The sequence below is a fragment of the Methylobacterium sp. GC_Met_3 genome, assembly GCF_026540775.1.
In the GTDB taxonomy this organism is placed as follows: domain Bacteria; phylum Pseudomonadota; class Alphaproteobacteria; order Rhizobiales; family Beijerinckiaceae; genus Methylobacterium.
The window spans coordinates 297,301-310,157 of sequence record NZ_JALNUL010000002.1 but is presented as its reverse complement, the minus strand read 5'-3'; the positions used below and the strand labels follow the sequence as shown (position 1 = coordinate 310,157).

Annotated in this window: 15 protein-coding genes; 13 read left to right on the top strand and 2 right to left on the bottom strand. The window is 68.7% G+C overall.

What is annotated here, in order from left to right; translation table 11 throughout:
* Positions 1 to 12: 12 nt before the first annotated feature.
* A complete protein-coding gene (locus OXS27_RS04800; RefSeq protein WP_243921363.1) occupies positions 13 to 285 on the bottom strand; it encodes a (2Fe-2S)-binding protein in 273 nt (90 codons plus the stop codon).
* Between the two features lie 192 nt (positions 286 to 477).
* The gene (gene ruvA / locus OXS27_RS04795; protein WP_243921104.1) at positions 478 to 1,095 is read right to left on the bottom strand and encodes a Holliday junction branch migration protein RuvA; all 618 of its coding nucleotides are present in this window, start codon (positions 1,093 to 1,095) and stop codon (positions 478 to 480) included.
* A gap of 148 nt (positions 1,096 to 1,243) precedes the next feature.
* Between ruvA and OXS27_RS04790 the strand changes: the two genes are divergently transcribed.
* The 13 genes from OXS27_RS04790 to OXS27_RS04730 all read left to right on the top strand — a co-directional run bounded on the left by OXS27_RS04790 (position 1,244) and on the right by OXS27_RS04730 (position 12,735).
* Positions 1,244 to 1,873: a YceI family protein gene (locus tag OXS27_RS04790; protein ID WP_267354572.1), complete on the top strand. Its 630-nt coding sequence runs from the start codon at positions 1,244 to 1,246 to the stop codon at positions 1,871 to 1,873.
* Positions 1,874 to 2,241: 368 nt separating this feature from the next.
* Positions 2,242 to 2,607 carry a hypothetical protein gene (locus OXS27_RS04785; protein ID WP_243921108.1) on the top strand — a complete coding sequence of 122 codons (366 nt, stop codon included), beginning with the start codon at positions 2,242 to 2,244 and terminating at the stop codon, positions 2,605 to 2,607.
* Positions 2,608 to 2,813: 206 nt separating this feature from the next.
* A complete protein-coding gene (gene rplU / locus OXS27_RS04780; protein WP_238286425.1) occupies positions 2,814 to 3,128 on the top strand; it encodes a 50S ribosomal protein L21 in 315 nt (104 codons plus the stop codon).
* A gap of 86 nt (positions 3,129 to 3,214) precedes the next feature.
* Positions 3,215 to 3,481 (top strand): 50S ribosomal protein L27, encoded by a 267-nt coding sequence (gene rpmA / locus OXS27_RS04775; protein ID WP_243921109.1) that lies wholly within the window; start codon positions 3,215 to 3,217, stop codon positions 3,479 to 3,481.
* 186 nt (positions 3,482 to 3,667) lie between these two features.
* Positions 3,668 to 4,279 (top strand): GNAT family N-acetyltransferase, encoded by a 612-nt coding sequence (locus OXS27_RS04770; RefSeq protein WP_267354566.1) that lies wholly within the window; start codon positions 3,668 to 3,670, stop codon positions 4,277 to 4,279.
* A gap of 85 nt (positions 4,280 to 4,364) precedes the next feature.
* A complete protein-coding gene (gene obgE, locus OXS27_RS04765) occupies positions 4,365 to 5,393 on the top strand; it encodes a GTPase ObgE (protein WP_267354564.1) in 1,029 nt (342 codons plus the stop codon).
* A 232-nt stretch (positions 5,394 to 5,625) separates the two neighbouring features.
* Complete coding sequence (gene proB / locus OXS27_RS04760) at positions 5,626 to 6,741, top strand: glutamate 5-kinase (RefSeq protein WP_243921115.1); 1,116 nt, start codon at positions 5,626 to 5,628, stop codon at positions 6,739 to 6,741.
* Positions 6,742 to 6,899: 158 nt separating this feature from the next.
* Positions 6,900 to 8,198 (top strand): glutamate-5-semialdehyde dehydrogenase, encoded by a 1,299-nt coding sequence (locus OXS27_RS04755; protein ID WP_267354560.1) that lies wholly within the window; start codon positions 6,900 to 6,902, stop codon positions 8,196 to 8,198.
* Positions 8,199 to 8,217: 19 nt separating this feature from the next.
* On the top strand, positions 8,218 to 8,892 hold the full coding sequence (locus OXS27_RS04750) for a nicotinate-nucleotide adenylyltransferase (protein WP_267354558.1): 675 nt from the start codon (positions 8,218 to 8,220) through the stop codon (positions 8,890 to 8,892).
* Between the two features lie 60 nt (positions 8,893 to 8,952).
* Positions 8,953 to 9,339, top strand: coding sequence for a ribosome silencing factor (gene rsfS, locus OXS27_RS04745; protein ID WP_243921367.1), 387 nt, complete (start codon positions 8,953 to 8,955; stop codon positions 9,337 to 9,339).
* An 8-nt stretch (positions 9,340 to 9,347) separates the two neighbouring features.
* The gene (gene rlmH / locus OXS27_RS04740) at positions 9,348 to 9,842 is read left to right on the top strand and encodes a 23S rRNA (pseudouridine(1915)-N(3))-methyltransferase RlmH (RefSeq protein ID WP_267354556.1); all 495 of its coding nucleotides are present in this window, start codon (positions 9,348 to 9,350) and stop codon (positions 9,840 to 9,842) included.
* Positions 9,843 to 10,042: 200 nt separating this feature from the next.
* Entirely contained in the window at positions 10,043 to 11,395 is a 1,353-nt protein-coding gene (locus OXS27_RS04735) for a peptidoglycan DD-metalloendopeptidase family protein (RefSeq protein ID WP_267354806.1), read from the top strand.
* Entirely contained in the window at positions 11,395 to 12,735 is a 1,341-nt protein-coding gene (locus OXS27_RS04730; RefSeq protein WP_267354554.1) for a S41 family peptidase, read from the top strand. The genes OXS27_RS04735 and OXS27_RS04730 overlap by 1 nt, the downstream gene beginning before the upstream one ends.
* The last annotated feature ends 122 nt before the right edge of the window (positions 12,736 to 12,857 follow it).

Sequence of the window (12,857 nt, the reverse complement as noted above, 5' to 3'; positions counted from 1 at the left end):
GGGGCAGTCACATCAGGCGGCGACTCCCTCATCCGCAGTTTGGAATAAAACCAAACTACAAGCCTGAGCGCAAGCCGCGGAACAGGCATGGCTGCTGTCCGGCGCGCCGTCCTGACCCAGGGCCGTGCGCATGATATCCCGGATGGTCCGGGCGCAGCGCCCGCATTTCGGGCTGCATCCAAGGCAGGCATAGACCTGCGCGGGGGTCCGCGGACAGCCCGGACCCGGTGCCAGACAGGACCGAACGGCGCCGTCGGAGATGACATTGCAAGAACAGACGATCATGCGCCCCGCAGATCCCGCCTTTTCCGGCGTGACCCGCATGTCCGGGCCGCGCCACTCCTGTCCGCCAGTTTAGAAAAGTTGAAAAGTGGCGACTTTTCAATATCTTACCGGTCTTCCTCGGACATGGCATTCGGAGGCCGCTCGGTCAAGGGACGGGATTTGCCGGATGCAAATAACCCTCCCGGCGCGCTGTCAGCGGGCCAGTTCCCGCAGGCCCAACCGGATCAGCACCCGGGCCTCGGCTTCCGGTCCGGCTTCCTTCAGGGCGGCGGCGATCGCGGTCGCGGCCTGGACCTGCGGGTAGCCAAGATTGACGAGCGCCGACACCGCGTCGGCGACGGGGCCGGCGGGGGCACCCGCCTCGACAGCGCCGGCCAGGGCGACAAGGGCTGGATCGAGCGGCGAGAAGGCGGGCGCCTTGTCCTTCAGCTCGGCCGTAAGCCGGGCCGCGAGCCTTGGGCCAACGCCGGGCGCGCGGCTGATCGCACTTTTGTCCCCCGTCGCGATGGCGCCGGCCAGGGCATCGGGTTCCATGACCGAGAGCACCCCGAGGGCCACGCGGGCGCCGACGCCCTGTACGGTCTGGAGCAGGCGGAACCATTCCCGCTCGGCGTCGGACCGGAAGCCGTACAGGCGGATCATATCCTCGCGAACATGGGTCTCGATGGAGAGTTCGGCCGGCTCGCCGACCTTCGGCATGCGCTGGAGGGTCCGTGCCGAGCAATGCGCGATGTATCCGACCCCGGAAACGTCGAGGATCACGAAATCCTCGCCGAACGAATCCACGATGCCCTTGAGTTTACCGATCATTTCATGCCTGCCCGCTGCTGCGGATGGCCTACAGAAGCGCGGGCGCGTCCGCCAGACGCGCTTGAGTGGGCCGGGACTTCGTGAAATCAGGGGCGCCGCGCCGGCCGAGCTTGGCCGGCTGCCGGGTGACAAGTCTGGGGGGACGACCATGCGCGCGCCACTTCTCGCCCTGCTGGGCCTGCTCGCCCTCGCGCCAGCCCGGGCGGCCAATGATCCCGCCGCGCCCGTTCCGGTCGCGCCGAGCGCGGATCCCACCCAGGTCCGTCCGGGGGCCTACGTGCTCGATCCCGACCACGGCAAGATCACGTGGTCGGTCTCGCATCTCGGCTATTCGACCTATTACGGCCAGTTCGCCGGCCTGACCGGAAACCTGACCCTCGACCCGAAGAGCCCGGAGAAGAGCCAGCTCTCGGTCAGCGTGCCGCTCGGCGGCGTGATCACCGGTAGCACCCGCCTGAACGAGCATCTCGCGGCGCCGGACTTCTTCGACACGACCAAGTTCCCGACGGCGAGCTTCACCGCCACCAAGGTGGAGCCGACGAGCCCGACAACGGCGCGCATCAGCGGCGACCTGAATCTGCGCGGCACCGTGCGCCCGCTGGCGATCGACGCGACCTTCAATCAGGCCGGCATTCACCCCGTGGACCAGCGCTACACGGTCGGCTTCGACGGGCGGGCCGTGATCAAGCGCTCGGAGTTCGGCATCAACGCCTACTTGCCGCAACTCGGGGACGAGGTGACGTTGCGGATCGAGGGCGAGTTCAAGGCGGCCCCGTAGCGCCCCAGCAGCCGAGTTTATCCTCGAAAGGGAGATGAACGCCGCGGCGCAACTCCCCACCGCTGCGGCCTGTCGGATTCACACTTCTGGGACAAGCGCCGAACCCATTGAGTAAAGGCGCTTTCCCCCTCCTTGCGGGGAAGGGCCAGGGGTGTGGGTGGTGCAGAAGGCACCACACCGCTCTTTCCTGCACCACCCCCACCTCCAACTCCTCCCCCGCGCGGGGGAGGAGAACGCGTCTCGGCCAGCGATATGTTAAGATTGTCGCCTGCCGAGGGGGAAGAGAAGGCGCATGGCAGGTCTGGACCATCAGATCTGTTGATTGAACCCGGATCGCAAACCCGACTGCGGAGACTTGCACGATGCGGATGGCCTTGATTCTTCTGCCCCTGATCCTCGCCGGCCCGGCGGTGGCGCAGGTGCCCGCCGCGCCCGCGCCAGCCTCGGCCCTCGACAATTATGCGGACGCCGCGACCACGACGATCATCGCCGAGCAAGCGTGTCCGGGCGTGCAGGTGAAGGCCGGCCAGCTGACGAACCTGCGCCTGGCCGCACGGGTCAATACCGGCCAGGAACCGGTACTTCAGGAGAAGCTGCGGACCCGCGCAACGCAGGTTCGCCAGCAACTGGCCACGGTGGGCCGGGATGCTTGGTGCGCGAATGCGCTCCAGGCCTTCGGGCCGGACGGTTCCGTGGCGAAGGGCATCCTGGTCACCGGCGCGCGGTTCCGCTGAAGCAGACCGCGGCAGCAGATCGCAAAGGTAGGCCGCGAAGGATTGACACGCGGCCGCTTGGTCCCTAGTGACCAAGCATGGCGCGCGGCCTCTCTTCGGGGTCTGCGCGTTTCGCGTTGTTCGGGCTCAAGCCCGGCAATGACTTCAAACAAGAAGCCGGTCCAGGGGCAGCCGCCCCGGAGGCCGTTCGAGAACACGAGAGAACGATGTTCGCAGTCATCAAGACGGGCGGTAAGCAGTACCGCGTCGCCGCTAACGACACCATTACCATCGCCACCCTGGCCGGCGAGGCCGGCGAGGCCGTGACCTTCGGCGAGGTCCTCCTGTTCGCGGACGGCGCGGGCGCCACCCAGGTCGGCGCGCCGACCCTGTCGGGCATCAGCGTCACGGGCGAGATCGTGCGCCATGGCCGCGACAAGAAGGTAATCGCCTTCAAGAAGCGCCGCCGGCAGAACTCGCGCCGCAAGCGCGGCCACCGGCAGGACCACACGGTGGTCCGCATCACCGGCATCTCGGCCTAAGGCCGGCTCAACGCTGGGCGCGTCACGGTCCCTAGGGACCCGATCCGCGACCGCATCGCAGCAGATCAGACTTCGGAGCTCATCCCATGGCACACAAGAAAGCAGGCGGCTCGTCCCGCAACGGCCGCGACTCGGCCGGCCGTCGTCTCGGCGTCAAGAAGTTCGGCTCGGAGGCCGTCATTCCGGGCAACATCATCGTGCGCCAGCGCGGCACCAAATGGCATCCCGGCGCCAATGTCGGCATGGGCAAGGACCACACGCTGTTCGCGCTGGTACCGGGCCATGTCCACTTCGAGACGCGCCGCGGGCGCGACTTCGTGACCGTAGCACCGCTGGCCGAGGCCGCGGAATAACAGGCGGGCGCCCAGAGTGGCGAAGCTGGCGTCCCGCCCGGTGTCCCACACCGGACCGGCGACGTCGTAGCCCAGCCCCTGACGGGCCGGATCGGACGGAACACCGGGGAGGATGGGACGCCATCCTCCCCTTCGTCGTCTTGAGGCGGTGCCCCGGAGCCGGGCGCATCGCCCTGCGAGGGCACGATGTTCCCCGATCTGACCCGTGACGATGTCTTCCGGATCGAAACACAGCGGCTGTGGCTGCGCTGGCCGACCGCGAAGGATGCGCCAGCCATCGTGACGCTCGCGGGCGAGCGGTCCGTGGCCGAGATGACGGCCCACATTCCGCACCCGCTCGATCGCCTCGCGGTCGACGATTTCCTCATCAAGGTCCGCGGCGCCAACAGTGCCGGAACGGGCCTGACCCTGGCCCTCGCGCGCCGCGAGAGTCCCGGCAGCCTGATCGGCCTGATCGCGATCACGGAGACCGACGGCACGCCGCATCTCGGCTACTGGCTCGGCCAGCCCTGGTGGGGAAACGGGCTGATGAGCGAGGCAGCGGCAAGTCTGATCCACGCCTTCTTCGCGTATGCCAGCGGGGAGCGGCTGACGTCCGGTGCCCTGCCGGAGAACCGCGGTTCGCAGCGGGTGATCGAGAAGGTCGGCTTCCGCTGGACCGAACGGCGCGCGGCTCCAAGCCCGGCGCGGGGCGGCCCGCGGCAGCTGGACTGGTTTGCCCTGGAGCGCGCCGAATGGGTCCGGCACCGGGCCATGTCCGAGCCGCACCCGGCCTCGGACTTGGCCCTGGCCTCCTGACGATCCGGATCGCCGTAGGGCGGCCCCGCATCCCATATGTCGCGCGGGGTCGCTTCCGGGCGGCTCGTAGCATGAGAGACGAACCGTGAAATTCCTCGACGAAGCCAAGGTCTATGTCCGCTCCGGCGACGGCGGTCCCGGCTGCGTCTCGTTCCGGCGCGAGAAGTTCATCGAGTTCGGCGGCCCGAACGGCGGCGACGGCGGGCGCGGCGGCGATGTCTGGGTGGAGTGCGTCGAGGGACTGAACACCCTGATCGACTATCGCTACCAGCAGCACTTCAAGGCCAAGAAGGGCGAGCACGGCATGGGCTCGAACTGCCATGGCGCCAACGGCGCCGACACGGTGCTGAAGGTCCCGGCCGGCACGCAGATCTTCTCCGAGGACGGCGAGGCCCTGTTGGCCGACCTGACCGAGGTCGGCCAGCGGATCCGGCTGGCCAAGGGCGGCAATGGCGGATTCGGCAACGCCTACTTCACCACCTCGACGAACCGGGCCCCCAAGCACGCCAATCCCGGCCTGGAAGGCCAGGAAATGTGGATCTGGCTGCGGCTGAAGCTGATCGCCGATGCCGGCCTCGTCGGCCTGCCCAATGCCGGCAAGTCGACCTTTCTGGCGAGCGTCACGGCCGCCAAGCCGAAGATCGCCGATTATCCGTTCACGACCCTGCATCCGGGGCTCGGCGTGGTGCGCTCGGACGGGCGCGAGTTCGTGCTCGCCGACATTCCCGGGCTGATCGAGGGGGCGCACGAGGGCGTCGGCCTCGGCGACCGCTTCCTCGCCCATGTCGAGCGCTGCCGGGTGCTACTGCACCTCGTGGATGGCACGACCGAACATGCCGGCAAGACCTACAAGCTGGTCCGCGGCGAGATCGAGGCCTACGGCAACGGGCTGGCCGAGAAGCCCGAGATCGTCGCCCTCTCCAAGGCCGACGCGCTCGATGCCGAGACGCTGAAGAGCCAGGTCGCCAAGCTGAAGCGCGCCGCCGGCCGCGCGCCGCTAGTCCTGTCCTCGGCGAGCCGCAAGGGCGTTCCCGAGGCGCTGCGGGCGCTCCAGGCCCAGATCGATGCGAGTGTCGAGGCCGAGCGGGTGCCGGTGGCCGCGTGGGAGCCTTGAGTAGCGCGCTAACGACGGGGCTCGGCGTGCAGGCCCGACGTGTGATGGAATGCGGATCGCCGCACACTGGTCCTGCGTCATCGGACAGGAACGGGACGTTCGGTTGATAGTGTTGTTCAGCCGCCTGATGACCGCAACGCGGTTCCCTTCCTAGGCCCGCTCTCCGCACACAGCTGTTCAAACCACCCCGCTTCGTCCAAACCGCGCCGATGAGCCGCGCATCGTCAGAATCATGATCCCGACCCTCGAAGATTTCCGCCGCGTCGTCATCAAGGTCGGGTCGGCGCTCCTGGTCGACCGGACCGCCGGGCGCCTCCGGCATGCCTGGCTCGCGGCGCTGGCCGAGGACATCGCAGAGTTGCACGCGCGCGGGGTCGACGTGCTGGTCGTGTCCTCCGGCAGCATCGCCCTGGGACGCACGGTTCTGGGCCTGCCGCCCGGGCCCCTGCGGCTGGAGGAGAGCCAGGGCGCGGCCTCGGTGGGGCAGATCACCCTGGCCCGGCACTGGGCCGAGGCGCTCGGCCATCATGGCATCGTGGCCGGCCAGATCCTGGTGACACCGCAGGACACGGAGGAGCGCCGCCGCTACCTCAACGCCCGTGCGACCGTGCTGAAACTGCTGGAAATGCGCGCCGTGCCGGTCGTCAACGAGAACGACACGGTGGCGACCTCCGAGATCCGGTACGGCGACAACGACCGCCTCGCCGCCCGCGTCGCCACGATGATCGATGCCGACGTGCTGGTCCTGTTCTCGGATATCGACGGCCTCTACACCGCACCGCCGAAGAGCGATCCGGATGCGCGCCATCTGGCTGTGGTCGAACGCATCACCCCGGAGATCGAGGCGATGGCGGGCGGGCCGGCCTCCGAGCTGTCGCGGGGTGGCATGCGCACCAAGGTCGAGGCCGCCAAGATCGCCGTGTCCGGCGGCACCCATCTGGTGATCACGGATGGGCGCGGGAAGAACCCGCTGAAGGCCCTCCGGGAAGGCGCGCGCTGCACGTGGTTCCTGTCCGGTTCGACGCCGACGGCGGCGCGCAAGACCTGGATCGCCGGCTCCCTCGAACCGCGCGGGACGCTCACGATCGATTCCGGCGCCCTGAAGGCCTTGCGGGGCGGCGCCAGCCTGCTTCCCGTCGGCGTCCGGGCGATCGAAGGCAGTTTCTCCCGCGGGGATGCCGTGGTGATCCGCGACCCCGAGGGCCGTGTCCTCGGGCGCGGTCTCGTCGCCTACGACAGCGCCGAAGCGACCCTGATCATCGGTCATCCGAGCGCACGCATCCCGGACTTGCTCAACTATCCCGGTCGCGCCTGGATGGTGCACCGCGATGACTTGGCATTGTTCTAAGACTGTTGTGAACGATCTGCATTCAGTTCGCCCGGGCCCCGTTAAGTATTGTTGTCCTGCGTGCTGCGGCACACTTGTCGGCGTGCTGTACGATGTGCAAATACGGCTCCCTGCCCTGTCGCGCCGTTGAGCGGCCGTCGCCAAACGAGGACGCCAGCGTGCCCGTCCTGAATCTCAGATCGGATTTCACCGAGGCCGATGCCCTGCCGGAGCAGATGGCGGCGATCGGCCGGCGTGCCCGGGCCGCCGCCCGGCAAATGGCATTGGCCTCGGCCCAGACCAAGGACATCGCCTTGAAGGCGATCGCCGCACGCCTGCGGGCCAGCGGCGACGAGATCCTGGCGGAGAACGCCCGCGACGTCGCGGCCGCGCAGAAGGCCGGCCAGACCGTGGCCCTGATCGACCGGTTGACGCTGGATCCCGGCCGTCTGGCCGCCATGGCGGACGCCGTGGAAAAGATCGGGTCGCTGGCCGATCCGGTCGGCCGCCAGCTCGCCGCCATCGAGCGGCCGAACGGCCTGCTGATCGAGCGCATCACCGTCCCGCTCGGCGTGATCGGCGTAATCTTCGAGAGCCGGCCCAACGTCACGGCGGATGCCGGCGCGCTCTGCCTGAAGGCCGGCAATGCCGCGATTTTGCGGGCTGGCTCGGACAGCCACCGCAGCGCCATGGCGATCGCCCGGGCGATGAGTTTGGGGCTGGCCGATGCCGGCTTGCCTGCCGAGGCGATCCAGCTCGTGCCGACCCGCGACCGGACGGCGGTCGGACTGATGCTGTCCGGCCTCGACGGATGCGTCGACGTGATCGTGCCTCGGGGCGGCCGCGGCCTCGTGGCCCGCGTCCAGCAGGAAGCGCGGGTGCCGGTCTTCGCCCATCTCGACGGGATCAACCACGTCTACGTCGCCGCCGGGGCCGACCTCGACATGGCGCGGACCGTCCTGCTGAACAGCAAGATGCGTCGCATCAGCGTCTGCGGCGCTGCCGAGACCCTGCTGGTCGACCGGGCCTGCGCCGGCACGCATCTCGCGCCGCTCGTATCCGCCCTCTTGGATGCGGGTTGCGCGGTCCGCGGCGACGCCGCAACCCGCACCGTCGACCCCCGGGTCACCGCCGCCTCCGAGGAGGACTGGCACACCGAATACCTCGATGCCGTCATCGCAGTTCGGGTGGTGGACGGGATCGGGGCGGCGATCGAGCATATCGAGACCTACGGCTCGCACCACACCGACGCCATCATCACGCAGGACGATGCAGAGGCCACGCGTTTCCTGGCCGAGGTCGATTCGGCGATCGTGACCCACAACGCCTCGACGCAGTTCGCCGATGGCGGCGAGTTCGGATTCGGGGCCGAGATCGGGATCGCCACTGGGCGGATGCACGCCCGCGGCCCGGTCGGCGTCGAGCAGCTCACGACCTTCAAGTATCGGGTGCACGGCAGCGGCCAGATCCGTCCGTGACCGCGGTTCAAGGTCCGGCGTGCGGCTGAACCTGCCGCCGAACGCCCCCGGCATGCGGATCGGCCTGTACGGCGGGTCCTTCAACCCCGCACATCTCGGTCACCGTCACGTGACCCTGATGGCGATGCGCCGTCTGGGGCTGGACCGCGTCTGGTGGCTCGTGAGCCCGGGCAACCCGCTGAAGAGCCGCAACGCCCTCCCGGCCGTCGCCGAGCGGTGTGCCCTCGCCAGCCGGATCGCCCGGCATCCGCGCATCGCGGTAACCGGGTTCGAGGCGACGCTGGGCGTGCGCTTCACCGTGCAGACGCTGCGCTTTCTCAGGCGGCGCTGCCCGGGCATTCACTTCATCTGGATCATGGGCGCCGATTCGCTCGGCACCTTCCACCGCTGGAAAGGCTTTTCGGAAATCGCGCGGCTGATGCCGATCGCGGTGATCGACCGGCCCGGCTGGACCATGACCCCGCTGAGCGCCCGGGCGTCGCAGCGGCTTGCAAAAGCGCGTATCCCCGAGGAGGCCGCATCGACGCTCGCGCTCCGCCGCCCGCCTGCCTGGACCTTCCTGCACGGGCCGCGTTCGAGCCTGTCCTCGACAGAGATCCGTAACGGTATGCAGGGACGCAACCGTGACGCGGCACCGGCGCAGTTGCAATCGCCGCCCGATGCCGCCAATTTCAGGAACGACCGCGGGGCGTGACATCGCCGCGCGGCACCACGAGGAATCAGGACGCTGCCCGAAACTAACCCCACGGAGACAATCCGCACTCCCGCTCCTGCCCCGGGTGAGCCCGGTCAGGCGCGCGCGGACGACCTCAAGGCCCTCGCCCTCGAATGCCTCGACGAGATGAAGGCCGAGGAGACGATCGCCATCGATCTCGTCGGGAAGACGTCGCTCGCCGACACGATGATCATCACGTCGGGCCGTTCCCAGCGGCACGTGGGCTCGATCGCCGATAAATTCATCCAGGAGATGAAGAATCGGGGATACGGCAACGCCCGGGTCGAGGGCATGCCCGCTTGCGACTGGGTGCTGATCGATGCCGGCGACGTGCTGGTGCACGTCTTCCGGCCCGAAGTGCGCGGCTTCTACAACCTCGAGAAGATGTGGGGCGCGGATCGGCCGGTCGGCCTTGCGGTCGGTTAGGCGGGCGGTTGCGCCTCCTGCTGGCGGCGGTCGGGCGGCTCAAGGCCGGGCCCGAGCGCGAGTTGGCGTCACGATATCGCGAGCGCGCCGGTCAATTGGGCCGCGGGCTCGGCTTCCCCGCCTGTGACAGCGTCGAGATCCCGGAATCCCGCGCGCGGCGCGCCATCGACCGTTGTGCCGAGGAGGCGACGGCACTCGGCGCTCTGCTTCCGCCCGGCGGGGTCTTGATCGCCTATGATGAGCGCGGCCGCGCCGATCTCCCTAGCGAGACCCTGGCCGAACGATTCGCCGGCTGGCGTGATGCATCCCGGCCGGCCCTGATGGTGGCAATCGGCGGCCCGGACGGCCTCGATGCCTCAATTCGGACGAAGGCCGACCTGATTCTGTCGTTCGGGGCAGCGACCTTGCCCCACGGACTCGTGCGCGTGCTCGCCCTCGAACAGATCTACCGCAGCCTGACCATCCTGGCCGGCCACCCCTATCACCGGGGCGAGGCGGGCTGACCGGCGTGGCGCGGTTCGACATCGAGACCGGTTGGGCACGGCGGGCGGTAGAGGCCGCGCGCCGTCTATACACCGACACTCCCCGCCAATTTCCTCATTTTGAGGTGCCCGCATCAGCGGGCCTCGAAGGAGGGCTCCAGATGTCGCTGCGTCCCCTGGAGCCCTCCTTCGCGGCCTCCGCTGCGCTCCCGCACCTCAGGATGAGGGGGTTGGGTGGGATCGGCCTGGGCCGGTACCTGCCCATCCTTCTCCTTTTGGCGGCCGCCTGCCTCGCTGCGCCCGTACACGCCGAGCCGCCCTCCCCCGCGGATGCCGAGGCCACGCAGCGCGCCAACGAGGAACGCGACCGACGCGCCGAGAACTTGAAACGCGTCCAGGATGCGCTGACCGCCAGCACCAGCCAGCGCGCGCAGTTCGAGACCGAGATCGCCGCGATCGGGTCCGACCGGTCCAAGCTGGATAGCGCCCTCCTCGATGCCGGCCGGCAGGCGCAGGCGACCGAGGAGCGGCTGAGCCGCCTGGAGGAGCGCCTGAAGGCGATGACCGAGAGCGAGTCGGCGATCCGGCGCTCGCTGCAGGCCCGCCGCGGCGTCGTCGCTGAGATCCTGGCCGCGCTGCAGCGCATGGGCCGGCGCCCGCCGCCCGCGGTCCTGGTGAGCCCGGAAGACATGCTCGCCGCCATCCGGACCTCGATGCTGCTCGGCGCGGTGGTGCCGGAGCTGCGCGGCGAGGTCGATACGCTCGCCGCCGATCTCGCAGAAATGATCCGCCTGCGCGGGCTGATTGCTCAGGACAAGGAAGGCCTGAGCAACGATCTCGCCGGTTGGGCGCGGGAGCGGCAGCGGCTCGAAGCCCTGGTGGCAGCGCGGCGCGCCCGTCAGGCCGAGGTCGAGAGCGGCCTCAATGCCGAACGCCGCCGCGCCGCCGAACTGGGCACCCAGGCCAAAAGCCTGAAGGACCTGATGGACCGGACCGAGGCGGAGTCCGTTGCGGCGAAGCGTTCGGCCGAGGAGGCCAAAGCGGCGGCTGAGCGCGAGGTGAAGGCGACGCAGGAGCGATTTGCCGCGGCCGGCTTCCGCGACCCGGCCCGGCTGGCACCGAAGGTGCATTTCGCCGAGGCGCGGGGCGAAGTGCCGCGGCCGGTGAGCGGAAGGCTGGCGCGGGCGTTCAATCAGCCCGACGGCAATGGCGGAACCACCCGCGGCGTGTCGTTTTCGACCCGTCCGAAGGCGACGGTCTCCTCACCGGCCGACGGTTGGGTGCAGTTTGCGGGTCCGTTCCGGTCTTATGGCCAACTCTTGATCATCAACGCGGGCGACGGCTACTATCTCCTGCTCGCGGGGATGGAACAGATCAGCGTCGAGGTCGGCCAGTTCGTGCTCGCGGGCGAGCCGGTTGGCAGCATGGGCGAGAAGGGCGCGGGCCTCAACGGGTCCGAGGGCGATCCCACCCTGTACGTCGAGTTCAAGAAGGACGGCGGCTCCATCGATCCGGAGCCGTGGTGGGCAAAGAGCCCGAATAATACGGTACTTGGCGAGAAGGTTCGCGGCTGATGCGCAAGACTTCCCTGATCATGCTCGGCGCCTTCCTGGGTGCCGGGACCTCCATGGTGGCCACCCAGACCGACTTCCTGTCGGGTCCGCGAGCCGTCGCCGCCTCGGCCGAAACCTATCGCCAGCTCAGCCTGTTCGGCGACGTCTTCGAGAAGGTCCGGACCGACTACGTCGAGAAGCCGGACGAGTCGAAGATGATCGAAGCGGCCGTCAACGGCATGCTGACGTCGCTCGATCCGCATTCGAGCTACATGGACGCCAAGGCGTTCCGCGACATGCAGACCACCACCCGCGGCGAGTTCGGCGGGCTCGGCATCGAGGTCACGATGGAGGACGGCCTGATCAAGGTCGTCACGCCGATCGACGATACCCCCGCCGCCAAGGCAGGCCTGCTCGCCAACGACGTGATCACGCAGATCGACGACGATCAGGTGCAGGGGCTGACCCTGAACCAGGCGGTCGACAAGATGCGCGGCCCGGTGAACTCCGCGGTGAAGCTCAAGATCAGCCGCAAGGAGTCGAAGGAGCCGATCGACGTCACGCTCACCCGCGACGTGATCAAGATCAAGCCGGTGCGCTCGAAGATCGAGGGCGGCGACGTCGCCTATATCCGCCTGACGCAGTTCAACGAGCAGACCTTCGACGGCATGCGCGCCGCCATCGACAAGCTCACGAGCGAGATCGGGGCCGACAAGATCAAGGGCTACGTCATCGACCTGCGCAACAACCCGGGCGGCCTGCTCGATCAGGCCGTGATGGTGTCGGATGCGTTCCTGGATCGCGGCGAGATCGTCTCGACCCGCGGCCGCAACCCGGACGAGACGCAGCGCTTCTCGGCCAAGTCCGGCGACCTGACCAAGGGCAAGCCCGTGGTGGTGCTGGTGAACGGCGGCTCGGCCTCGGCCTCGGAGATCGTGGCCGGCGCCCTGCAGGATCACAAGCGCGCGACCATCCTGGGCACGCGCTCCTTCGGCAAGGGCTCCGTGCAGTCGATCATCCCGCTCGGCGGCTCCGGCGCCCTGCGGCTGACCACGGCGCGCTACTACACGCCGTCCGGCCGCTCGATCCAGGCGAAGGGCATCGAGCCCGACGTCGAGGTGCTGCAGGAGGTACCGGACGAGCTGAAGGGCAAGGACGAGACCAAGGGCGAGGCCGGGCTGAAGGGCCATCTGAAGCAGAAGGATACCGACGAGCGAGGCGGCTCCTCCGCCTATGTCCCGCCGGATCCGGCCAAGGACAAGCAGCTGATCTCGGCCGTCGACTTCCTGCACGGCATCCAGAAGGGCGCCGCCAACGGGACGCCGAGCGCGCAGCAGCAGAAGCCGAGCCTGCCGAACTGACATCCGAAGCCTGAAACGACGTCTTGCGATCCCGTCCGGCCTGAAGCCGGGCGGGATTTTTATCTTCGGGACCGGACCTTAGAGGATCGTTAACCATACCGGTCCGCAATGGCGTCGGAGAT